Source organism: Gynurincola endophyticus (assembly GCF_003991195.1).
GTDB classification, from domain to species: domain Bacteria; phylum Bacteroidota; class Bacteroidia; order Chitinophagales; family Chitinophagaceae; genus Gynurincola; species Gynurincola endophyticus.
Map to the genome: position 1 here is coordinate 190,134 of NZ_RCWL01000004.1, position 25,176 is coordinate 215,309.

The window sequence follows — 25,176 nt, forward strand, 5'->3', positions numbered from 1 at the left end:
AACACCATTTGATTCTACCAATTCAAAGAATAAAATATTAATCACTATAATACTTTTAAAAATGACACTAGTAAAAATGAACAACAGACCATTCAACAGACATTTTTCCGATTTATTTGACGAATTATTCAATATGCAAACAGTAGAGCAAAACAAAATTCCGGCAGTTAATATCTCAGAAACAGACCAGGCGTTTCAATTACAATTGTTCGCTCCGGGCTTAAAGAAAGAGTTATTTACCATTAAAGTAGAAGATGGCAACTTAAACATCGGCTACGAGCACAAATCAGAACAAAAAACCGAAAACAACAAAGTAGTTCGTAACGAATTCAGCTATAAAAGCTTTAAACGTTCATTCCATATTGCCGACCTGGTGGATGCCGATCAGATCAGTGCCCAGTACCAGGATGGAGTTTTAACATTAAATTTGCCTAAAACACAACCGGTACAACCGGCTATTAAACAAATTGCGATTCAATAATAAAGTAAAGGGTTAGTGAGTAGTGGCCCCCAACATAGTTGGGGGCATTTTTTTATGTATAGTATTATAAAGAAATCACTTATGAACGTTTTATAACTCTTTCATTTTAGTGCCGAAACTCCTTATCTTTGTTTTTTTTCATACCTTAGAGTTGAGAATAAACACATGAGAAAGAAAATATTATTTCGTATTAGTTTTCTTGGTCTGACTTTATTGATGATGTCCATAGCTTTTGGTCAATCCAATGCCGATACTTTAGTTAAGAAAGTCAACTCCGACACCATCCCGCCGGTTACGGCCAGGGATACTATCCCCCCAGTTAAAGCCGATACTTTACCCAAGGTCGATAGTCCTTATATTATTGTTCCCGTAGTGGAACCTTTAAGGATCATTAACCTCAATCCTTACTTAACCCTGAATGTAGATTCTGTATTCGAGTATGATTTAAAAATCAACAAAAACGAGTCAGATTACCACTGGTTTATTACCCGTTCGGCGGTTAATGGCGTTAAACTGGATAGTAAAACCGGAAAACTCCAGATCCGCCCCGTAAAATCTTACTTTTTATCGAATCGTCTCCAGTACGATACCGAGTATAAAATAGGAATTGGTGTTCAGAGCCTGAAAGATCCCAGCATCAGAGTGGATACCGTCATGAAAATATTATTCTACAATACGGAAATCATCCCTTCCAAGCTAAAGTTATCTACCACCGCCGTTATCACGATTAACGAAGGAGAAACCCTTAATATCGGTGTTCAGTGTGAAAACGGTACATTCCCTATCGAAAATGTAACCTTTTATAGTAGTGTAGCACTGGTAGACGTTCAGGGAATTAACCAATGTGGTCAAAACCTCAGCTGGACACCTACCTATGAGTTCGTAAAAGAAACTGACTCTGCCAAACTTAAAATATTCAACCTCTACTTTGTAGGCACAACTAAAATGTTGCAAAGAGATACAGCAAGTGTACGTGTTATTGTAAAAAATGCTTTGGATTACCCATCAGCAGCAAAAGAACATGCTAAAATCACAGCTGATGTAAACAGATATATTTTACAATTAAAATATACTTTCTTCCAGCTGGACGGTTCAGTGAAAAAGACCAAGAGAACCAGAACTTCTTTTGATATCACCAGTTCAGCCACTTCCCTTTCGGGTACTATTTTCAGTTCTTCCACAAAAAAGAGTAACCAGAATGTAGGAAAGGTACTTCCCGGTGTCGGCGTAACGCTCGTTCCGGTAAAAGAAGCCGCAGCACCACAAAAAAATACAGAACAAAATCAGGCAACCCTGATCCGTTCTTCCATCAAACGCCTCGAGCTGATGGTACAGGAAAACCGATTGATCGGTAACCAGGATGAATTGGTACTGACTAAAACCAATAAGCTAAAAGACGAATTAAAGCAGATGCAGCTTCAACTGATTGATGTGCCTTTAGAACTGGCGTCCTCATTATCTGAAGAAGATTTGAATGCTTATTTTAATAGTCCGAAAGTAAATCGTAAATACAGAACCAAAAAGAGAAGATAAGCTCAGGTTGATGGAAACACTCACCTGATCATAATGGCTGGTTCACTAACCTTATAAAAATAAAACAGGCTGTTCCGACGGAACAGCCTGTTTTATTTTTATTATAGTTGTATAAACTTTATTTTATATACCCCAAAATCTTCAACATCGACTGAGCGCTTTGCTCTTTCGCATATACCCAATCTACCAGTTTACCATTTTTATCTTTTTCGATAATAATGTGTTTTGGAGATGGAATAAGACAGTGCTTAATGCCTCCATAACCGGAAATCTGATCCTGATAAGCTCCCGTATGGAAGAATCCGAGATAAAGCGGTTCTTTATCATCTTCAGAAACCTTTGGCAAAAACACTTCATTTACGTGCTCTTCAGAGTCATAATAATCATGCGAGTCGCAGGTAATGCCTCCCAGCACCACCCGTTGATATTCCTTATCCCACTTATTAATGGGTAACATGAGAAATTTCTCCCCGATACCCCAGGTATCCGGTAAGGTAGTGATGAAAGAAGAATCAATCATATACCAGATCTCACGGTCATTCTGCACTTTGTGTCCGATTACGCTATAAATATGAGCCATCGACTCCCCTACAGTGTAACTACCAAATTCAGTGAAGATATTTGGCATTGGAACTTTATTCTTTTTACAGGCTTTTTTAATATTTCCTACAATTTCATTGATCATGAACTGGTAGTCGTATTCAAATGCCAGACTGTGTTTAATCGGAAAACCTCCGCCAATGTTGATAGAATCCAGCTCAGGGCAGATTTTTTTCAACTGGCAATAAAGATTGATGACTTTATTTAATTCACTCCAATAGTAAATGTCATCTTTAATACCCTTATTCAGGAAGATGTGTAACATTTTCAACTGGAACTTATCTTCGTTACCCTCGATCTGGTCTACGTAGAACTCTAATACATCTCTCGCACGGAATCCTAAACGCGAGGTGTAGAACGGAAAACTCGGTTCTTCCTCAGCCGCAATACGGATTCCTAACTTGAAAGGCTGTTTTACAGATCTTTTGTAGTTGATTAATTCATCTTTATTATCCAGGATAGGAATAACGTTCTTGAATCCTGAGTTGATTAAAGAAGCGATATTTCTGGTATACAACTTTTGTTTGAACCCGTTACAGATAATAAAGGTATCCTTATTAACCTTCTTCTTTTCGTAAAGCTTCTTGATAATCTCAATATCGTATGCATAAGAAGTTTCTAAATGAATATCATGCTTCAGTGCTTCTTCTACAACGAATGCAAAGTGAGAGCTTTTGGTACAATAACAATAATTATATTTCCCCTCATAGCGGTGCTTCTTAAAGGCGTTTTCGAACATCTTTTTGGCCTTATTGATCTGCATTCCGATCTTAGGCAGGTACGACACCTTCATAGGGGTACCATACTTATCGATCAAAGCCCTCAAATCAATGCCGTTAAACAATAGATTATTCTCTTGCACTTCGAAGTCTTCCTGGGGGAAGTTGAAGGTTTGTGACACCAAGTCGGTGTACGTATTATTCATGTACTGATTCACGTCGCTATATAAGGTGAATTTTAGTGAAAGAAAATGCTTCCCAACAAATTTTGACAAAAATAATTGTTTAGCATTATAAAAAAACAAAGTTTCAAAAAAATGTAAGAAAACGAAAAAGCCAGCCCTGAAGGACTGACTTTTCGATATTAAGAAGATAGAAAAAATCGGATAACATTAAGTTATTTTACAGAAGCAACTAATTTTTTGAAGCTTTCTGGTTCGTTCATTGCTAAATCAGCTAACATTTTGCGATCCAAAGTGATCCCTTTCTGATTTAATTTGTTAATGAACTCTGAATAAGTTAAACCTTCTTCTCTTACTGCGGCATTAATACGAACGATCCATAATGCGCGGTATTCTCTTTTCTTCAGTTTACGGCTTACATATTTGTACTGTAAACCTTTCTCCATTACGTTTTTCGCAACGGTATAAACATTTTTACGTTTGCCGTAATATCCTTTAGCGGCCTTTAAAATCTTTTTGCGGCGAGCCTTAGATGCAACAGCGTTTACTGAACGTGGCATATCTAAATAATTTGAAAATTAAATAATAGTGAATAAAAAGGCGATTACTTTAATCTTAATAAACGTTTAACGAAGTCAACGTTTGATTTGTGTACAACTCCATCTTTATTCAAGGCGCGCTTACGTTTGTTAGATTTTTTTGTAAGAATGTGACGCTTAAAAGATTTTTGGTGGGTAATTTTACCGGTGCCAGTTACTTTAAATCTTTTTTTGGCACTTGAGTTAGTTTTTACCTTAGGCATTTTTATCCTCAATTATTGTGTGATACCCTGCTGGCGTCTCTAAACAGTCAGAGAACTTTTTGAGCCATGTGGGCAATATTACTTTTGAATTTAACCGTCAAAAGTCTAAAACGGTGCGCAAAGTTAATAATAATACTACATAAGTAAACAGTTTTTACTGTTTTTTTCTTTTAACTTTACTTTTTTAGTTTAAAAACCTCTGCCATAAAGGTTTATCGCATGGCAAATTTCTATTTTTATCTGCTAAATATCAAAACATGAGGAAGATCTTTTTTACACTTTTTGCATTAATCCTTTCCTATTCTTTTGTACAGGCCCAATCATTGAAAAAACTCGCTGACCGGGCTAAACAGAAAGTAGAACAAAAAGTATCACAAAAAGTGGATGAGAAAATCGACAAAACGATTGATGACGCCATCGACGGAAAGAAAAAAGACTCTTCTTCTGATACTTCAAAAAAGTCAGGAAACGATAATCCAAAAGTTCAAACATCCGACACAACTATATCAAAATCAGAAAATAACAAAAATAAAACAACTTCTACTTCAAGTACTGATTCAGGTACTGAAGAGTTGAAAAGCCTTAAAACCTATAGCAAGTACGATTTTATTCCGGGCGAAAAAATTGTTGCACTGGAAGACTTCTCAAAAGAGGCGGTCGGTGATTTTCCTTCACAATGGAACACCAATGCATCTGCTGAAATCGTAACAGTAGATGGAGAAACTGGCAAATGGTTACAATTAAACCAGAAAGGAATTTTTATTCCCGAGTTCATCAAAGACCTGCCTGAAAACTTTACCCTTGAGTATGACCTGCTGGCTTCTCCCGATTTCCAGTACACTTCCACAGGATTTACCCTGATTCTTTCAGAATTAAAGAGAGAAAATCCCTGGAACCTCCACTTTTTCGGAAACGGTATTCATGGATTTTCATTACGATTGCGTCCTAATGACTATCACCAGAAAGCCGGTCAAACTGAAATCACCACTTATAAAAACGGAACTTCTGATATCCATAACGAAACATCCACCGATCAGTTTTTGGCCAGCAGCAATACCAAGAGAAAGGTACATGTTGCCATCTGGCGTCAGAATCAGCGCATCAGAATTTACTTAAATGAATCTAAAATATATGACCTACCCCGTGCATTAATGGCCGGTACCCAATATAATGTGGTTACTTTTTCAACGGAAAAGTTCAGAAATGAAGAAGAAAAATACCTGATTTCGAATATCCGTTTAGCAGTCGGTAAACCTGACACCCGCCATAAACTCGTAAACGAAGGTAAGTTTTCTACTACCGGAATCTATTTTGACACCAATAGCGACCAGATAAAACCGAATTCATACGGTGTGTTAAAAGATATAGCATCCGTCTTAAACGAAGAAACCGGTTTGAAAATCAAAATTATTGGGCATACAGACAGTGATGGAGATGAAAAAATCAACCAAGCCCTGTCTGAGAAACGAGCTGCAGCTGTTAAATCGGCATTACAAACAGAATTCAATATTGACGCCGGTAGAATTTCAACAGAAGGAAAGGGAGCCTCTCAACCGGTAGATCAAAACACCACTGCGGAAGGCAAGGCCAATAACAGAAGAGTTGAATTTATAAAGATGTAATTAAATTTTTACCAGACGGAAGCCTGAATTTAAAAAAGTTCAGGCTTTTTTATTTTCTTCCTCATAGCATAAACAAGCAGATGGCATAACACAAAAACCCCCTGAAAGCAGTACCTTCAGGGGGTTGAGAAATATAATAATTTCTATTAATCTTGAGCTTCTTTCTTCTTTTTTGACAACTTAGGAGAAATGATCATCAGCATACGTTTACCTTCTAATTTAGGCAAACCTTCTACCTGACCGAATTCAGATAAGCGTTCAGCAAATTTCAACAGAACGAGTTCTCCTCTTTCCTTGAACATGATTGCACGTCCTTTAAACTGAACATATGCTTTCACTTTATTACCGTCTTTCAGAAATCCTTCCGCGTGACGGGCTTTAAAATCGAAATCATGGTCGTCAGTACCAGGTGTAAAGCGAATTTCTTTCACTTCAGCCGCTTTACTTTTGGCTTTCATTTCTTTTTCCTTCTTCTTCTTCTCGTAAAGGAATTTATTGTAGTCGATTATCTTACAAACAGGAGGATCTGCCTGAGGAGAAATCTCTACTAAATCCAATTGTTGGTCCTGGGCGATTTTCATCGCTTCCTGCGTAGAGTAAATACCAACTGTTACATTTTCACCCACTAAACGTACCTGTGGAACACGAATCATGTGATTGGTACGATGCTCTTGTTGTTGTTCTTTTTTGAATCGAGGGTTAAAACTACCTCTTGAATTACGTGGTGGTAATGCCATTTAAATTTTTTAAAGTTTTGCCCCTTTGTTTGGAAAGGGTTTGTGATCTAGTTTAAAATTAATAAATGTATGCCATACGGCATCTGTGCAAAATAATTATTCTCCCCTTCTCTCCTTAATTTCCCCGATCAGCTCATTCACAAAGGATTCTACTGATTTTGCACCTAAATCACCTTTACCTTGTCTACGAACTGATACTTGTTGCTCGGTCATTTCTTTTTCACCTACAACAAGCATATAAGGAACTTTCATTAATTCTGTGTCTCTGATTTTTTTACCGATCTTTTCGCTTCTATCGTCAATTTCAGCACGAATATCAGCTTTTTTCAATGAATTTAAAATGGATTTTGCATAATCCATGTATTTATCGCTGATCGGCAGGATTTTTACCTGCATCGGAGCCAGCCAGGTAGGTAACTTGCCCGCGTAGTGTTCTAACAAGAACCCGATAAAGCGTTCATGTGTACCTAAAGGGGCACGGTGAATAATCAGCGGTACTTCCGGTGCATTGTCTTTGTTAGTGTAAGATAAGTTAAATCTTCTACCCTGTGCAAAGTCAACCTGATTAGTAGCCAGTGTAAATTCTCTACCGATTGCACTCCAGATTTGTACATCAATTTTCGGACCGTAAAACGCGCCCTCTCCTGCTACTTCTACAAACGGAATATTCGACTCAATCAGTACCTGACGAACCATTTCTTCCGTTTCTATCCATAGTTCAGGTTCATTGATATATTTCTGTCCTAATTTCTCAGGGTCATGTAAACTTAAACGCATAACGTATTTGTCAATACCAAAGATTTTGAAATATTTCAAATACATGCTGTTTACGGCTCTGAACTCATCTGCAAACTGTTCTTTCGAACAATAAATATGCGCATCGTTCATGTGTAAACATCTAACACGCATCAGACCAAAAAGTTCTCCGCTTTGTTCATAGCGGTAGCAGGTACCGTATTCCGCAAGGCGCAAAGGCATATCTTTATAAGAACGTGGTTCCGCATCGAAAATTTTATGGTGGTGCGGACAGTTCATTGCCTTTAAATAATATTTAGTACCGTCTAATTCCATCGCAGGAAACATACTATCTGCGTAATACGGCAGGTGGCCGCTGGTCAGATACATACTTTCTTTCGCGATATGCGGTGTAACGACTCTTTTATAACCGGCATCATTTTCGGTTTCTTTTGCCAGTTGTTCCAGCTCTTCGATGATAATAGTTCCGTTCGGCATCCATAGAGGTAAACCCGGGCCAACATCATCATCCATTGTGTAAATGCCTAATTCTTTACCCAGTTTACGGTGGTCACGCTTTTTCGCTTCCTCCAACATTTGCAGATATTCATCTAACTCTTGTTTAGAAGGAAAAGTTACCCCGTAAATTCTGGTTAACTGTTTATTGTTTGCGTCATTTTTCCAGTATGCACCGGCAATATTGGTCAATTTGATTGCCTTTATAAAACCGGTATGCGGAATATGAGGACCACGGCAAAGATCGGTAAAGTCACCCTGTGTATAGAAAGTGATATCTCCATCTTTTAAGCCGCCTAGTAAGTCCAGCTTATATTCATCACCCTTTTCGGTAAAATATTGAATAGCGCTGTCTTTCGACATCTCTTTACGGAGATATTGGCTGTTTTTCTTTGCCAATTCGTTCATTTTCTTTTCCAGCTTTTCCAGATCTTCCTCAGAAATAGAACGGCCGTCTAAGTCCATATCATAATAAAAGCCTTTATCGATTGCCGGCCCTACCCAAAACTTCACTCCCGGAAAAGTAGCTTCCACTGCTTCAGCTAATAAGTGAGCCGAAGAATGCCAAAACGTCGATTTACCAGTATCATCCTGCCACGTCAGTAATTTTAAAGTTGCATCGTTATCAATCGGGCGGGTGGCATCCCACACTTCGCCGTTGACATTTGCAGCCAAAACTTTTCGCGCCAGTCCTTCGCTAATCGATTTTGCCACATCTAAGGCAGTGGATCCTTTCGGATACTCTCTCACTGCGCCGTCTGGTAGTGTAATTTTAATCATTGGTTATTCCGTTATCGATACTTTTTAGTTACTTCTTACCGGTTTGTAGTATTTCAGCCGGCTTTTATGCCGGATAGTACTTTAAAACACTCTAAACCAAAGAAGAGTTTGCAAATTTAACGAACTTTTTTCTTCCAACAATTCTTCAATATTTTTTAAACTGTTTAAATTGCGACCATGAAGGGATTTTTTTCTGTTTTATTGCTTTTTTTGGCTCCTGTTATCGGTTTTAGCCAAAACCTGTCTGGCGTATGGCGAGGAAGTTTCCAAGCCGAAGGTTCTATTATGGGCATGGCCAACAGGTATAAGTTTGAAGTTCAGCTGGTACAAAATGATAAATTCTTTCAGGGAGTCACCTATTCATATCTCACCACCGTATTTTATGGCAAGGCTACGATGTCGGGTTCGATCAATCCAACCACCCGAAAAGTATTAATCGAAGAAAACAAACTGGTGGAAGTACGGATGAGCGGAGGTACAGACGCCTGCCTGATGACACTCTTTTTACAGTATTCCAGAACCGGTAATGAAGAATACTTACAAGGCACCTATTCTTCCAATAATGTAAAAGATTCTCTTTACTGCGGTAGAGGAACCGTTATTCTGAAAAAAGTACAGGAATCTGATTTTTACAAAGAACCGTTCCTCGTTGAATGGGAAAAACAAAAACGATCTACTCCTAAAATAGAAGCAAAACCAGCTCCGAAACCCGGTCTGGCACAAGCTCCGGTACCTAAAAAAGATACTATTCAACCCAAAGTAGAAGAAGAGCCACCGGCTAAAATACAGATAACTCCAGCTGTACCAATAGATACAGTCAAAGCTGCTCCGGCTCCGGTAGAAGAGAAAAAATTACCTCCACCGCCGCCTATTTTAAGAACAAGAACAAACGAACTGGCAAAAACCTTTACCACCAATGAACGTAAAGTTATTCTGAAAATTTACGACAACGGTGTTATTGATAACGACACTATTTCAGTTTATCACAATAACCGTTTGGTCATTAGCAACCAACGATTAACCGACAAAGCAATTACCTTAACCATCCACCTCGGTCCTGACGATATCAATCACGAAATCGTCATGGTAGCAGAGAATCTGGGTGATATTCCTCCGAATACAGCCATGATGGTGGTGGAGATGGGGCCCCGCAGGCAAGAAGTACACCTTACGTCTACTGAACAAAAAAATGCAAAAATTATCATAAAGTACGAGCCATAAAAAAATCCCCCCAACTTTGTTGGGGGGATTTTTTTATCCAGGCCGGTGTAAACAACGGTCTGCTAATTATTTAATAGAATCCTTTACTACACCGCATTTCAGCATTTTATTGCCAAAATATGGATTTAAAACCTCCGAAGATAAACTCACCCAATTAGCTCCTCTGTCGTTGAAAGCCATCGGACAATGTTGTAAGTAAACCTGCTCACCCCCGAATTTAACCGTACGGGTTAAGGCCCACAGATTTTCAGATACATTTTCAAATTGTGTTCGCTGAACTTCAATATCGTTTGTCTGTGCAATCAGTTTCGCATTTTCAACCACCAGATTTTTAAAACTGGTAGCGGTTTCGTGCAGTAATCCTTCATTATCCCCCTCAATATCGTCAACAGATACGGTACCGGCCAGTTCAATAAGGTTTTCAGCAGCTGTTTTAGCTTTCTCCGCATCAGTTTCTACTAATGCAGTTTTTAACTGGTCGTAAGCCTTCAGAAAGTCTCCATAAGCATTTTCAAAAGCAGTATTGGTTTTTGCCACTAATGGTGTAGCCGCTTTCTCCTCTAAAGTTTCTTTAGGAGATTTTTTCACAAACAGAAAATAGGCAGCAATTGCGCAAACTACTACCAGAAAAATCATGACATTTCTTTTCATTGATTCAAAGTGTTAAAATTCAATAAAGTATTAAAAATAGTATATTCTCTTAAAACGCTCAAACCGAACCAATGTTTTATTCTATTTTTGCAGCACATATTAATTGTTTAGTTTATGTTAGCTGGGTTTACGAATGTCACTTTCGAGTTTGGATCAAGAGTAATTGTTGCGGATGCCACATGGCATATTCAGCCCAATGAAAGAATCGGATTAATCGGATACAATGGAACAGGGAAGTCTACTCTGTTAAAAGTGCTGGTAGGCGAATACCAGGTTTCTGCCGGTACGGTAGAGCGTAGCAGAGGTATTTCCATTGGGTATCTGCATCAGGATTTATTAAGTTTCGATACGAATGCTTCTATTCTGGAAGTAGCTTTATCTGCTTTTGAACGCGTGGTACAGCTGGAAAAAGAAATAGAAGAACTGGGAAAACAGTTAGAAATCTCAGAAAATGAGCAACTCCTCATTCAGTATACAGACAAGTTACACGAAATGGATACGCTCGACGGTTACAATATCGAACACAAAACCGCCGAAATATTACAAGGCCTCGGATTTTCGAACCAGGACCTTAACCGTCCATATAAGGAATTCAGCGGAGGTTGGAGAATGCGTGTACTATTAGCTAAAATGATTCTTCAAAAGCCAGACCTCTTATTATTAGATGAGCCGACCAACCACTTAGACCTGCCGTCTATTGAATGGCTGGAGAAATATCTTCAACATTATCAGGGAGCAGTAGTAATCGTGAGTCACGATAAATACTTTCTGAATAGAATGGTTACAAAAATTGTGGAATTGTATCAACGACAACTACACATTTACGGTGGTAATTTCGACTATTACGAAAGTGAAAAAGAAATCCGGTTAGAAATGCAGCAACGGGCTTTCGAAAACCAGCAAGACTATATCCGCCAGCAACAAAGATTCATTGAACGCTTCAGATCTAAAGCCAGTAAAGCAGCGCAGGCTCAAAGTGCTATTAAAAGACTTGAAAAACTGGATGTTATTGAGGATGTTTCAATTGATCGTCCTTCTATCAGAATTAACTTTCAACTGGATAAAACACCAGGTAAAGTCATTTGCGAACTCAAAAACATTACAAAAAAGTATAATACGCAGACCATTGTAGAAAATGCCAATGCAGAAATCATGCGTGGAAATAAAATTGCATTGATTGGAGCGAACGGTAAAGGTAAATCGACTTTGCTGCGGATTATTGCAGATCAGGAATCGTTTGAAGGTGAAAGAAAATGGGGGCATAATGTAGAAGAAAGTTTCTACGCCCAGCACCAGCTTGAATCACTCAATGTAAACAACACCCTGATTGATGAGTTAAAATCGGCCGGTTCACAAAAAACCGAACTCGAGCTCAGAACATTGCTGGGTTGTTTCCTCTTTAGCGGTGATGATGTAGACAAAAAGATTAAAGTACTGTCAGGAGGAGAAAAAGCAAGAGTGGCACTGGCAAAAACAATCATCAGTCAGGCTAACTTTCTGATGCTCGATGAGCCAACGAACCACCTGGATATGTTGTCTATTGATTTATTAGTAGAAGCATTAAACAAATACGAGGGAAGTTTAATATTGGTTAGCCACGACCGCTATTTTATTTCAAAAGTTGCCAATACTATCTGGGAAATCGATGACCATCAGATCAAGAACTTCCAGGGCGGTTATGAAGAGTATATGGAATGGAAGGAAAGAATGGCTTCGAATAAACAAAATAAAAACGCTGCTCCTGCTGAAGTTCCGGTGCAGAAAACAATAGCCCCGGTAGTGGAAAGTAAACCTGTTGCCGGTGTAGCTATTAATAAAGAAGCCAAAAAGGAACTTCAAAAGCAACAGAAAAGATTTCAGCAGCTGGAACAACAGATAGCCACATTGCAGGCTAAAAAAATAGAACTGGAAGCTGCACTGGCTAATCCTGAGATTTATGCTGACAAAGACAAGTTCTTACAAGCTGAAAAAAACTATCAGTCTAATACAGAACAACTTCAACAGCTCAACAGTGAGTACGAAACGATTTTTGAATTAATCATTTCGCTTGAAGAAAATCAGACCTTATAATTATAATATGGCCAAAACAACATACTCTTACCGGCTGCTGATCATTTTGCTATGTTTTTCAATTTCGGCAACAGCTCAAAAAGAACGGCCGAAAATCGGAATAGCCCTCAGCGGCGGCGGCGCAAAAGGATTAGCACATATCGGTATTCTGAAAGCAATAGACTCTGCAGGATTACCGATTGATTATATCACCGGTACGAGTATGGGTAGTATTATAGGTAGCTTGTACGCTGTCGGCTATTCTACCGACAGCATTATTTCCGTTGCCAAAGGAATTGATTGGGATGTTATTCTGAGTAATCAGTCGCGACTCACCAATATCTTTATGGAAGAAAAAGATGAATATTCTAAATATATTATTGAACTTCCCTGGAAACACAACCGTTTTTATTTACCATCCGGATTATTGGAAGCGCAGGAATTGTGGCTGAAATTATCTGAACTTTACTTTCCTGTTTATAATATTAAAGACTTTTCAAAATTCGCAGTTCCTTTCAGATGTATTGCAACCGATGTAGGTGATGGCAGTGCAGTTATTTTAAACCAGGGAGAAATTATCAATGCCATCAGAGCCAGTATGGCTATTCCTTCCGTATTTACTGCGGTAGATTATGATAGTACCAAACTGGTAGATGGGGGTATCATCAGAAACTTTCCTGTATCTGACCTTAAAGAAATGGGTGCCGACCTTATTATAGGTAGTGATGTTTCAAGTGGATTAATGCCTTCAGACAAAGTAAGAAACGTTTTGCACGTTTTAATGCAGATCGCCTTTTTCAGAGAAGCTGAAGTTCATAAGAAACAGATTGAAGAGTGTGATATATATGTTCCGATCAATCTGGAAAACTTCAATATGGGTAGCTTTTCCGATGTTTCTAAAATTATTGATATCGGATTGGAAGAAGGAAGAAAATTGTATCCTTCCTTTAAGAAAATGGCAGATTCTCTCAGAAATATTTATGGCGAAATTCAGCAAAACAAAAAAGAACTACCAGACGTAAACGATGTTTATCTTTTACACGCCGAAGTAAAAGGAACTAGTTTAACTACCGACAAGTTCTTTTTACACACCATTGAGTTTAAGAATAATCAACACTATAGTGCTAAAAAACTGGCCAACATGGTTCGCCAGGCATATGGTACCAGATATTACAACAGAATCACCTATTCTATTGAATCACTATCAGATCAGGCTAATAAAATTGTTTTCTATGTAACGGAAAATGATTTTAACCTTATGAAACTTGGTTTACACTATAACAAGTTTACCGGTGTTAACCTGATACTCAATTTTACCGGAAGAAATATCATTACGCCGAATTCAAGAACATTAGCAACTTTATCGGTGGGCGAAACAATGAGAATGCGTGGCGAACACCTGCAATATATCGGCAGAACAAAACGTCAATCTATTATTCTCGACGGACAATGGGATCGTTTTGATGTAGCCACCTATCAGAACTACCGTCAGGACGGAGCTTATTCGCAGAATATTTTTAAACTGGGGGCACGTACGCAATATTCATCAAAAAGAATGATGAGTGTAGGTATAGGTACCAAGTTTGAATTTATCAGAAATAATCCTACTATCAGATCAGGATTTGAAATGAAGGGAAGAAGTAATTTCTTTACGAGTTTTGTTTATTTCAACGTTAATAATTTAGATAAAACCATTCTACCTAACAAAGGCGTTAAGTTGTATACAGATGTTAGTTGGGTAGGACGGCAATCGAATAATATTTATTTCACCTCAAACGGAATACCTATTATTAATCAGAACAGTTATCCTATTTCAACAGACCCTTATTTAAGAACTGAAGTCAATTTTGAATCTTATATTCCTCTTAAAGACAAAAAATTCACTTTAATGATCAACGCTGATGCAGGTAGCATCACGAGTAAGAAAGAACATGTGATGAATGAATTTATTGTAGGTGGGTTAACTAAAATGTTCAGGAATCAGATCACTTTTGCGGGTTTACCGGAAGCTACATTATATACTCCATCATTGGTAAAAGCCGGAATTGGCCTGCGCGCCCGTGTGTTTGCAAACGGCTATATCGGTGGGCGAAGTAACATCATGTTACCGAACCTTATCAAAACAAGTAATATTTATAATAATCCAAATGTTGTCACCGGTCATGCTTTAAGTTTTACCTATAATTTTGCATTGGGGCCACTTGAAATCAGTGCGATGTATAGCGAAAATACCGGCAGGTTATTCTCTTATGTAAATCTGGGAATACCTTTTTAAGCATATTACAAAAATAAAAAACTGCCGGAAATAATTTTCCGGCAGTTTGTATATCAGCTGTTTTCTGCATCATTAACTTCTTTGTTCTCCGATCATTTCTTTTACAAAGTCGATCACCAGTGTACTTAACAATTTTCCGGTTTCTTTATGCTGAAGTCCATCTTGCGTTTTGGCAATTCCTTCGCATAAATGCAGATAGGCCGGTGTTGAAAAGCGGGCTACCTGAACCAGATATTTTCTGGCATAAAAAGCAGCAATACCCACCGGATTATAAGCAGAACTCATCACTTTATCAATTACATCAAGGTCTAATTCGATTCCTACGTAATTGCTTTTGGTAAAAGTAATTGCGTGGGCTACTGCTTGTTCAAATGTATATTTGTCTTGTAAAAAGATATCTTCAAATGAAATAAAATCGAGTGTTTTTTCTTTGAGAAAATCTATCAGGTTTGATTGTAATATATAATTCTCCTGTACACCGATTGCACAATATTTTTGCAAAAAACCTTCTTCAAATGCATAACGGAAACCATTTCCCGAATGTCGGCCTTCCGTACTTCTGAAATCCAGATGAGCATCCAGGTTAATGGCATTAATTTCTGCCTTAGCTACTTTATCGGCCACTTTTAATCCTTTAGCAGTACCTTTTATAATCGGATATGCATTGTTATGTCCTCCTCCGATCACCACCGGAATTTTATCAGCCGCAACAATTTTTTTAATAATGGGATAAACGGCTTCATCGATTGTATGTACTGCCTGGCGGTAAGCAGCTACTCTTTCTTCATCCGGTTTAGAGTATTGCTCAATCACCTGAAACAGGTCTGCAAACTGGAATGCTCCTAACAAAAGCATATCCTTTGCGTACGTCCATTCATTACTTTGAATATTCAGAAAATTCTGCAAAAAACTCTCCCAGCAACTGCCGGTTCCGGGTACACCGTAATTAGCCCGTACGCCAATATCTTCAGGAATTCCGATAATAACAAATTTCGCAGAAGAAGCAGCCAGCGCTTCATCGATATCTCCTGAAGAAGGAACATCAATATGTTCGCCAAGTTTAGTTTCAAACTTACGGACGCGCACGTATTTAGAGAGACCAGCCTTATCGAAAGTTTGAAAGTTATCCATATGCAAATCGTTTAGCGTTATGTAATTTCTTCTTGTTTCCTTTTCCGTGGTCTTAAAAAATCCAGCGGGCTGGATTTAAAATACTTCCATAAGATATGTAAAAATTCAGGATAATCCCGCAAATGAACACCTCTTGATCTTACAGCTACTACAAATGCCAATGTGAAACTCACTAAAAAGTTAATAAATCCGATGCATAATACCCCTACAATAAGTGTTAAAATAAACACCGGACTCAAATTATTTAATCCTACTCCATATAAACCGAACGAGGTATTACCCGCAGCAATGGTAATATGGCGTATATCGAATGGCATTCCAAATATTTTCCCCACCGAACTGGCCATTCCCAAAAAGAAACCCAGCGAAATATTTCCGACTAAACTACCGGCATGATTGGTAATGTATGAAGCGAATTTCTGTAACTGTCCTGCACTTAAATAGTATTTTAAGGTAGGATGTTCTAACAACCGTGTATAAACCTGCCCGTAATTAATTTTATTCTGAACATACCCTGCTAAAATTCCACTTATAAATAAAAAACAACCGGTATTAAATGCGTATAATAGTGATAAACTTTGAAACGGATGCTGATCTTGTAACAAATGCATGGCACCGACACCGCTCACTAAAGGTTTACCTGTAATAATATCAATCATCCATGCAAATAAGAAACATACAGGAAACACAATCATCAGATTACCGATGAAAGATGCTGTTTGTGAACGTGCTATTTTTGCTACTGTAACTGCCAGATTATACAGATTCGGTACATCTGTACCTTTTCTGGTATCCAGCGAAGAAGCAACCGCACTGGCTGTAAAAGCCGGTTGTTTAGTAGCAAGGGTAGATTTTGTTTCTTCAATAGCAATGAAACCGGCAGAATAGTTGATGCTATAGGCAAAACCCTGCCAGAAAGGTGCGAGATGCCATTTGCCCTGTAATAATTTTATGACAACAACAAAACATACGATCAATCCGCCCCACATCGCACTTCTGATCATATTCCAGTATTCAGCCGGTGTAGAGGTAATATATTTGGATCCTTTTTTACCTTTATGCTCAGCAATCTGATAAGCCAGGTAACCGGTCGTCTGAGACAAGAACTCCATCAATGAGTTTTTGCGGTTTTCGTTTCTGATTACCGTAGAAAACAATTCTACAAATAATGCTACATTCAACCGGTCATCCGCATCCAACATATCAACGATTAACTTCATACGTTGAATAAGTTGCTCAATCTGAAATAAAATGAAAGTCTGGGATAATGAAGTTCCTTTATCAACGGTTTGCTGTCTGATAGCATTGACCAGCTCCTGCCCTTTCTGCAGCTGTTCTATAATCTGCAAACACAATTCGTGACGGTATTCTGCACTTCCGCCTTCTTTGATATGCTGATATAACTGTTGAACAAGATACTGCTGTTTTGAGAGAGGGTTATTTACCTTCCAATCTTCTCCGATAACAAAACTTACAATTTCTTTTTCCCATCCTAACTGCGACAAACGCGACGAAAGCATCTGAGTAGAAATGGCCAGTTGTTTTACTACTTCAGGTTCTGTACCACTCAGTTTGATGGATAGCGTTTTAAAGAATTGAACCCAATTCACTTTGCCAGCAGCCTCTACCCAAACATAATCAGTACTCTTGTAGAAGATTCTATTTAACAGATACAGAAAATCGTCAGAACTTTGATAGGCAGGTAAAAATTTATGTTTGAATCTGGAGTGAAGTTCACGGCCTACACCTCTTGAAATTGTTAACCCGCTTTCTGTAAGCAGCGGAATAAGATTACTATGCATCAACTGAGCATAAATAGCAATTTTAACGTTAGTGAGTACATTCTTTTCAGTCTGTAACAGTTCAATTGCCTGTGCCAGTTTTGCTTCTGCATTTTTAATATTCCGGCCGGGACGAATCAGCCGTACAAAATCACGCAAATACTCCAGTGCCTCTAAAGGATTCGAAAGTTGCAGTACCTGATTATTTTCAAGATACGCTTCAACTCTATTTACATTTTTCTTTTTCTTAAATGTAACCTTTGCCATACGCTCAAATTACCGTTAACAAAATATTGCTGATTATTCGGTTTAGTATAATGGTTATATCAAAAACCGGTAAAAACTTCTCCGTTTATAAAAACCTTATCTATATGATTATCACCGAAAGCATAAGGAAGGTAGGCTATTGACGGAATTGGTTTCGTTAATATAAAGTTAGCTCTTTTACCTTTGGAGATACTACCTGCTTCTTCTTGTAATTCCATTGCATAAGCAGCATTCAGTGTAGCGGCATTAATGGCTTCTTCGGGCAGCATCTTCATTTGAATACAACTTAATGACAATACAAAATTCATATTTCCACTGGGAGAAGATCCGGGGTTGAAGTCAGTAGCCAGTGCTACTGCAGCATTGCGGCTAATAAGTTCTCTTGCAGGTTGCAAAGGCATACGTAAATAGAAAGCTGCGGTTGGAAGCAACGTTGCAATCGTAGTGGCATTTTCCAATGCCTTAAAGGCAGGTTCACTCATTGTTTCAAGATGATCAACGCTCACGGCATTCATTTTTACACCGAGTTCCACCCCACCTGAAGCATGCAACTGATTGGCATGAATTTTAGATTTAAGGCCCCACTTAGCCCCTGCCTCAATAATTTTTTCGGTTTGTTCAACCGTATAAAAACCTTCTTCACAAAAAACATCGATGTAGTCAGCCAATCTTGCCTGGGCAATGGCCGGTAACATTTCTTCAATAATAATGCGGATATATTCTTCCGGGTTCGATTTATATTCAGGAGGAAATGTATGAGCACCGAGAAAAGTAGCTTTAACCGGAATAGGAACGGTTGCTTTAAGCCTCTTGATCACTCTCAGCATTTTCAGCTCACCTTCTACAGACAATCCGTAGCCGCTTTTGATTTCGAGTGCACCGGTTCCCCATTGAATGAGTTGCTCAATACGTTTCAAAGAAACCGCATACAAATCGTCTTCTGAAATAGCAGCAATTTGTTTAGCACTACTTAAAATACCACCGCCTTTTGCAGCAATTTCAGCATACCCCATTCCCTGAATTTTATACACAAATTCATTTTCGCGTGATCCTGCAAATACAGTATGGGTATGGCTATCACACCAGCAGGGAATGATAGTTTGTCCTTTCACATCAATTAAATTTTGATGTTCCACTTCAGGAACGAGGTCAATTTCATCCATCCTTCCGTAATCGACGATCAGGCCGTCTTCTATCAGCAGGTAGGCATTTTCTATAACAGGCAATTCTGCAAGCGCTTTACCTCTTAATAACTCGTTGGCAGAACGTACATTGACCAGTTGTTGAATATTAATAATCAGCTTGGTAGACATACTCCAATAATACGTTAAAGAAATGAGAGCTATTGCAAAATTGCTGTTTTTTTTGTATATTATATCAAATACTCCGGTTGGTCGAGCTTTCTGGCAATACGAAATGCGGAGTTGATCAGTCCCACATGGCTATAAGTTTGCGGGAAGTTACCCCATTGTCCGCCGTCAACGGCCACATCTTCACTGAAAATGCCCAGCTCATTACTGAATTTCAATATCTGATCAAAGTTTTTGATTGCGTCTTCCAGTCTGCCTACGCAAGCCAGCGCATCTACATACCAGAAAGCACACACTAAGAAAGTAGTTTCCGGAAATCCGAAATCATCATAGTGTTTGTATCGATAAAATAAGCCGCTGGGTGCAAGTAATTCTTTTTCGAGTGCTTCTATGTGAAACTTTGCTGCAGATGAATCGTGTTGTAAGAAATTCATGGTAATCAACGACAAGGTACTGGCGTCCAGGTTAGGGCTACCAATGGCCTGTGTATATACTTTGCGCGAGATATCATAGGTCTTCAAAATCAGGTCATGCGCTTTTTTCGCAAGTGCATCAGCCCTTTGCATCATTCCGTAATCACCATGTACCGATCCTATTTTAAAAGCGGCTTTGGCACCGGCCCAGTGGAATAACAATGTATAAGAGTGTACCTGTACCATACTTCTGAACTCCCATAATCCCGCATCAGGCACTTCCAGTGTTTTTTCAATTTTTTCAAGTAACCACGGTACGATTTGCCTGTAATCATTCTTATTGCTGATGCTTAAACGTTTATCGGTAAACAACGGTAACAAGCTCACCAACAGCTGTCCGTAAACATCATGCTGTAATTGTATATAGGCTTTATTTCCTATACGTACCGGACGGTTATTGAGATATCCTTTCAAAGGTATTTCTCTTTCTTCGATGTCTTTGTCGCCGGTAATGGTATATAAAGGTTGTAAAGTATTTTCGGCATCGCGTACGATATTATAGATATATTCGAAATACTTTTCCAGCTCTTCGAAGTGACCGGTTCTGTTAAATGCGTTCAATGTGTAGTGCGCATCCCGGAACCAGCAGAATCGATAATCCCAGTTACGGGTGGAATCGTGAAACTCAGGTAAGCTCGTGGTACCGGATGCAATAATACCACCGGTATCTTCAAATTGGTGAAGTTTTAATACCAGTAGCGAACGAACAATTTCTTTCTGATAAATCGGTGGCAGATAAGAAGTTTTAATCCAGTCTTGCCAATGTTTTACAGTATTCAGAATAAATGTTTCTGCTGTTTCTACCAGTGGGGCTTCGAGCGGTTCACCATAAGTAAATACCAGATATTTATGAGAACCCAGAACAAATGGTTTCTTTTCTATGATATAACTGAGCGAAACGTCGGTCGTTAACCGTACCTGATCATCGAGTCCGTAAAAACGGATATGATTACTACCGGTAGTCACTTCGGGAATAGTTTCTCCGTAGTTACCGCGGGGTTCGCATACTACTTTGATCAACGGGTCACCGTGTAGTTTCTCAATTTTTCTGATGAGCATTTTCGGTCTGAACTGACGGTCGTGAATGGTCATTCGCGGAGCACAGTCAATCACTCTGAAGCCGCCGTCGGATGCGTCAAATTCAGTACATAGAACATTGGTATTTTCAATGTAGTACTGTTTTACGGTATAGTGTTCTCCTGCGGGTTGAACAGAGAAGTGCCCGCCCTTTTCTTCATCTAACAAAGAGCCGAACACAAAACTGCTATCAAATTTTGGTAAGCACAGCCATTTAATATCCGCTTTTTGATCGACATAGCCAATATACGTACAATTGCCAATCACTCCCATTTTATACTTATGCTGTTCCATAAACTAAAATTTAATGTATAAATGATTCAAGAAAAGTAATTACATCTGATTGTTTCGGTAAGAAATACTTAGCATTAGTATGTACCTCTTTTACTTTAATCGTTATAGCATCTTCATTTAATGCAATAAACATATCTTCATCTGTGGTATCGTCGCCCAGGCAGCAAACAAAATCTGCCTGAAACTGCTGACACAATCTAACTGCCATCGTACCTTTATCATAGCCGGTGGGTTTCACTTCCACCACTTTATTTCCGTCTATCACCTGTAAAGGTGTATTCTGTAAAAGAATATTAAGGTTATTAATTAATTCGCGGGAGCGGTCAAATCCAACTCCGGGTAATGTATTTCTATAATGCCACGCAATAGTATTTTTCTTTTCTTCAACAAATGAACCGATACATCTTGAAACGAATGTTTGCATAATCGGCATTACCTGCGACTTCCATAATGGAGAGAGGTTCAATGTATCTAACCATTTGTTTTTTCCATCTTTAATAATGCTGCCGTGTTCTGCTACCAGCGTAATAGGCAAATCACCCAGCCAGGTTTCTAAAGTATCTGCCGGCCGGCCGCTGATCACCACCACTTTTGTATTGGGTTGAGAAGCGAGCTTTCGTAAAACATTTTTAACCGCTTCGGTAGGAATTGCGTCTTTCGGATAATTCGTAATTGGTGCAAGTGTACCATCATAATCAATTAAGAAGATACGGTGCGCTGCGCTTTGATATCTTTTAACAAAGAGGTCGAGTAAATTTAGTGCATTCGCTTTTCTTTGATTTCTTGAAGAGGTTACCAGATCGAGTTGATCAACAAAATCATTGATCCATTGAATAACATCATAATGTAACAGACGGTCTTGCATGATTCTGTTACGTTGAATTCTTTCTTCCAGCGGTAACGACAAAGCCCTGTGAATCGCATCTGATACAGCAATCGTATCAAAAGGGTTTACCAACAGCGATTCATTTAATTCAACTGCAGCTCCGGCCAGTTCACTTAATACGAGCACTCCTTTACCATTTACCTGCGAAGCGATGAATTCTTTCGCTACCAGGTTCATTCCGTCGCGGAGAGGTGTAATCAGTGCCACATCAGCATGGCGGTAAAGTGCAATCAGATTATCGAAAGAAAGATGGCGGTATTGATAATGGATCGGCTGCCAGGTGATGGTACCATACCTACCATTGATAGTACCTATTTTTTCTTCGATAGCACTTTTCATTTCCTGATATGAATCGATGGTATCTCTTGAAGGAACGATAATAATCAGAAAAACTACTTTTTCTTTCCACTCAGGATATTCCTGCAGAAAATTTTCCCAACCGTTCAAACGTTGCATGAAACCTTTCGAATAATCTAAACGGTCTACCGAGAAGATAATTTTTTTATCTCTGAATTCATTTTTAAGGAAATTAACTTTTTCGGTTACTTCTTCACTCACCGCTTTTTCAGAGAATTTAGCATAGTCAATTCCCAATGGGAATAATTCTGCATAAACTTCTCTGTTCTGATAATGTATTTTGTGGAAGGTATTTTCAACACCCAGAACCATTTTCATAGACTGGATGAAATGTTGAACATATTCATAAGTATGAAATCCGATAAGATCAGCTCCTAAGAGTCCTTCCGCAATAGATTTTTTCCACAATTGTGGTAACATTCTGAAAAGTTCATAAGAAGGAAAAGGAATATGCAGGAAGAAACCGATTGATAAATCAGCTACCTGTTCTCTCAATAAAGCCGGCAATAACATTAATTGATAGTCATGTATCCAAACAAGGTCACCGGGTTGTAAAGATGGAATTAATTGTTCAGCAAAATTTCTGTTAACTTTTTCGTAAGCCTCCCAATAGGCTTCGTGGTACTCCACTTTTGTGGGGAAATAATGAAACAATGGCCAGATCGTGGCATTACAAAAACCTGAATAATAGTTTTCATAATCGTGTTCATCTACAAAAATGGGGTGAAATTTAACTTTATCATCCTTCGTGTAAGGAATAATCTCTTTTTCCCAAACCTGGGGAGTGCAGTCCGCAACCCCTACCCAGTACTTATCTACATCGATCGATGCTTGTTCATAGTAGCTGGTCAGCGCATTTACTAATCCGCCGGATGATCTCCTGATTGTTAATTCATTTGAATCATTGTGTTCAATGGTAAATGGAAGTCTATTAGCTATTATCCAAACTCTTTTTCGTTGTTGATTCTTTTCCATAGCCATAAGTGGTTCAAAAATTAAACCACCTATGGTCAAATGGACGATTTTTTAACAACAACCCTGTTATTTTAATTTTTGTTTGAGTAAAAGCTGGTGTCTGATACCGGTTTCTTCAGCTAATTCATAACCGGCATCTGCATGGCGGATAACCCCCATACCCGGATCATTGTGCAAAACACGCTTTAGTCTTTTATCAGCGGCTTCGGTTCCGTCTGCAACGATCACCATTCCTGCATGAATGCTATAGCCCATTCCTACGCCACCGCCGTGGTGTAAACTTACCCAGGAAGCACCACCTGCAGTATTTACTAAAGCATTTAAGACCGGCCAGTCTGCTACCGCATCCGAGCCATCTTTCATCGCTTCTGTTTCTCTGTTAGGCGAGGCTACCGAACCGGTATCCAGGTGGTCTCTTCCTATTACAATCGGGGCTTTAACTTTTCCTGATCGAACCAGCTCATTGAAAGCCAGCCCGGCTTTTTCACGATCACCTTGTCCTAACCAGCAAATTCTTGCCGGCAATCCCTGAAAAGCAATTTTTTCTTTCGCCAGTTTTAACCAACGGTGTAAGCTTTTATTTTCGGGGAAAAGATTCGCAATCACTTCATCAGTAACAGCAATATCAGCCGGGTCGCCGCTTAGCGCTGCCCAACGGAAAGGCCCTTTACCTTCACAAAATAACGGACGGATATAAGCCGGTACGAAGCCCGGGAAGTTAAATGCCTGTTCAAAACCTTTTTCAAAAGCGCGTGCGCGGATGTTATTGCCGTAATCAAAAGTGATTGCGCCGCTATTCTGTAAATGTACCATCAATTCAACATGACGTTTCATTGATTGATATGCTTTTTCAACATATACATCCGGTTGCTCATCTCTTAACTTTAATGCTTCTTCATAACTGATATCATGCGGCCAGTAACCGGTAATCGGATCATGCGCAGACGTCTGATCAGTTAGTGTATCAGGAATAATATTTCTTTCTAACAGTCTCTCCAATAAATGAACAGCGTTCACCGGTACACCAATCGAGATTGCTTTTTGCTGTTGACGTGCTTCTAATGCCTCATCAATGGCTTCATCGATATCTTCTATCATAATATCCAGATATCTTGTTTCTAATCTTTTTTGAATACGCCAGGTTTCCACTTCAGCAATAAGCGCAACGCCTTCGTTCATGGTAATGGCCAGCGGTTGAGCACCGCCCATTCCTCCTAAACCCGCTGTTACATTCAGTGTTCCCCTTAAAGAACCACCGAAATGTTTTTCTGCCGCAGCCGCATAGGTTTCATAAGTTCCCTGTACAATACCCTGTGACCCGATATAAATCCATGAGCCGGCTGTCATCTGTCCGTACATCATCAAACCTTTTTTCTCTAACTCGTCAAAATGTTTCCAGTTTGCCCAATTAGGTACTAACTGAGAGTTCGACAATAATACGCGCGGAGCATTTTCGTGTGTCGGTAAAATAGCGACGGGCTTACCGCTTTGAATGAGTAATGTTTCATCATTCTCCAATATCTTCAGCGCAGCAATAATATCGTCCAGGGCTTCATGATTTCTGGCAGCTTTTCCTCTTCCGCCGTACACAATCAGGTCTTCAGGCCGTTCGGCAACAGCCGGATCCAGGTTATTGAGTAACATTCTTAAAGCAGCTTCCTGTATCCAACCTTTACAGCTTAACTGATTACCGGTAGGGGTTTTATATTTTTGATTCATATA

Annotated in this window: 18 protein-coding genes; 6 read left to right on the top strand and 12 right to left on the bottom strand. The window is 39.0% G+C overall.

What is annotated here, in order from left to right; genetic code table 11:
* Nucleotides 1-61: 61 nt before the first annotated feature.
* Both D9O48_RS09790 and D9O48_RS09795 read left to right on the top strand, forming a co-directional pair.
* Entirely contained in the window at nucleotides 62-481 is a 420-nt protein-coding gene (locus D9O48_RS09790; RefSeq protein ID WP_126972790.1) for an Hsp20/alpha crystallin family protein, read from the top strand.
* Between the two features lie 165 nt (nucleotides 482-646).
* Nucleotides 647-2,014, top strand: a complete 1,368-nt coding sequence (locus D9O48_RS09795) for a hypothetical protein (RefSeq protein ID WP_126972791.1) — start codon at nucleotides 647-649, stop codon at nucleotides 2,012-2,014.
* 118 nt (nucleotides 2,015-2,132) lie between these two features.
* Here D9O48_RS09795 and D9O48_RS09800 read toward each other — a convergent pair whose 3' ends face one another.
* From D9O48_RS09800 to rpmI, 3 genes are all read right to left on the bottom strand, one after another.
* The gene (locus D9O48_RS09800; RefSeq protein ID WP_233589225.1) at nucleotides 2,133-3,608 is read right to left on the bottom strand and encodes a type III PLP-dependent enzyme domain-containing protein; all 1,476 of its coding nucleotides are present in this window, start codon (nucleotides 3,606-3,608) and stop codon (nucleotides 2,133-2,135) included.
* 122 nt (nucleotides 3,609-3,730) lie between these two features.
* The gene (gene rplT, locus D9O48_RS09805) at nucleotides 3,731-4,075 is read right to left on the bottom strand and encodes a 50S ribosomal protein L20 (RefSeq protein ID WP_126972792.1); all 345 of its coding nucleotides are present in this window, start codon (nucleotides 4,073-4,075) and stop codon (nucleotides 3,731-3,733) included.
* Between the two features lie 44 nt (nucleotides 4,076-4,119).
* Nucleotides 4,120-4,317 (bottom strand): 50S ribosomal protein L35, encoded by a 198-nt coding sequence (gene rpmI / locus D9O48_RS09810; protein ID WP_126972793.1) that lies wholly within the window; start codon nucleotides 4,315-4,317, stop codon nucleotides 4,120-4,122.
* A gap of 257 nt (nucleotides 4,318-4,574) precedes the next feature.
* Here rpmI and D9O48_RS09815 point away from each other — a divergent pair, with 257 nt between their 5' ends.
* Nucleotides 4,575-5,939 (top strand): OmpA family protein, encoded by a 1,365-nt coding sequence (locus tag D9O48_RS09815; protein ID WP_126972794.1) that lies wholly within the window; start codon nucleotides 4,575-4,577, stop codon nucleotides 5,937-5,939.
* Between the two features lie 146 nt (nucleotides 5,940-6,085).
* Here the strand turns inward: D9O48_RS09815 and infC are convergent, their stop codons facing one another.
* Both infC and thrS read right to left on the bottom strand, forming a co-directional pair.
* Nucleotides 6,086-6,676 (bottom strand): translation initiation factor IF-3, encoded by a 591-nt coding sequence (gene infC, locus D9O48_RS09820; RefSeq protein ID WP_126972795.1) that lies wholly within the window; start codon nucleotides 6,674-6,676, stop codon nucleotides 6,086-6,088.
* A 96-nt stretch (nucleotides 6,677-6,772) separates the two neighbouring features.
* On the bottom strand, nucleotides 6,773-8,707 hold the full coding sequence (gene thrS / locus D9O48_RS09825) for a threonine--tRNA ligase (protein ID WP_126972796.1): 1,935 nt from the start codon (nucleotides 8,705-8,707) through the stop codon (nucleotides 6,773-6,775).
* A 177-nt stretch (nucleotides 8,708-8,884) separates the two neighbouring features.
* Here thrS and D9O48_RS09830 point away from each other — a divergent pair, with 177 nt between their 5' ends.
* Nucleotides 8,885-9,928, top strand: a complete 1,044-nt coding sequence (locus tag D9O48_RS09830; RefSeq protein WP_126972797.1) for a hypothetical protein — start codon at nucleotides 8,885-8,887, stop codon at nucleotides 9,926-9,928.
* A gap of 66 nt (nucleotides 9,929-9,994) precedes the next feature.
* On the opposite strand, the gene D9O48_RS09835 is transcribed toward D9O48_RS09830, so the two are convergent.
* Nucleotides 9,995-10,579, bottom strand: coding sequence for a DUF3347 domain-containing protein (locus tag D9O48_RS09835; RefSeq protein ID WP_126972798.1), 585 nt, complete (start codon nucleotides 10,577-10,579; stop codon nucleotides 9,995-9,997).
* 114 nt (nucleotides 10,580-10,693) lie between these two features.
* Between D9O48_RS09835 and D9O48_RS09840 the strand changes: the two genes are divergently transcribed.
* Nucleotides 10,694-12,649, top strand: a complete 1,956-nt coding sequence (locus D9O48_RS09840; RefSeq protein ID WP_126972799.1) for an ABC-F family ATP-binding cassette domain-containing protein — start codon at nucleotides 10,694-10,696, stop codon at nucleotides 12,647-12,649.
* Entirely contained in the window at nucleotides 12,627-14,903 is a 2,277-nt protein-coding gene (locus D9O48_RS09845) for a patatin-like phospholipase family protein (protein WP_126972800.1), read from the top strand. Before D9O48_RS09840 ends, D9O48_RS09845 begins: the two co-directional genes overlap by 23 nt.
* A gap of 72 nt (nucleotides 14,904-14,975) precedes the next feature.
* Here D9O48_RS09845 and D9O48_RS09850 read toward each other — a convergent pair whose 3' ends face one another.
* The 6 genes from D9O48_RS09850 to hutU form a co-directional block, all read right to left on the bottom strand.
* Complete coding sequence (locus D9O48_RS09850) at nucleotides 14,976-16,034, bottom strand: formimidoylglutamase (RefSeq protein ID WP_126972801.1); 1,059 nt, start codon at nucleotides 16,032-16,034, stop codon at nucleotides 14,976-14,978.
* A gap of 17 nt (nucleotides 16,035-16,051) precedes the next feature.
* Complete coding sequence (locus tag D9O48_RS09855) at nucleotides 16,052-18,082, bottom strand: hypothetical protein (RefSeq protein ID WP_126972802.1); 2,031 nt, start codon at nucleotides 18,080-18,082, stop codon at nucleotides 16,052-16,054.
* Nucleotides 18,083-18,141: 59 nt separating this feature from the next.
* A complete protein-coding gene (hutI, locus tag D9O48_RS09860) occupies nucleotides 18,142-19,395 on the bottom strand; it encodes an imidazolonepropionase (RefSeq protein ID WP_126972803.1) in 1,254 nt (417 codons plus the stop codon).
* A 59-nt stretch (nucleotides 19,396-19,454) separates the two neighbouring features.
* A complete protein-coding gene (locus D9O48_RS09865) occupies nucleotides 19,455-21,236 on the bottom strand; it encodes a glycoside hydrolase family 15 protein (protein ID WP_126972804.1) in 1,782 nt (593 codons plus the stop codon).
* A gap of 10 nt (nucleotides 21,237-21,246) precedes the next feature.
* Nucleotides 21,247-23,454, bottom strand: coding sequence for a bifunctional alpha,alpha-trehalose-phosphate synthase (UDP-forming)/trehalose-phosphatase (locus D9O48_RS09870; protein WP_126972805.1), 2,208 nt, complete (start codon nucleotides 23,452-23,454; stop codon nucleotides 21,247-21,249).
* 66 nt (nucleotides 23,455-23,520) lie between these two features.
* Nucleotides 23,521-25,173 (bottom strand): urocanate hydratase, encoded by a 1,653-nt coding sequence (hutU, locus tag D9O48_RS09875; RefSeq protein WP_126972806.1) that lies wholly within the window; start codon nucleotides 25,171-25,173, stop codon nucleotides 23,521-23,523.
* Between the last annotated feature and the right edge of the window lie 3 nt (nucleotides 25,174-25,176).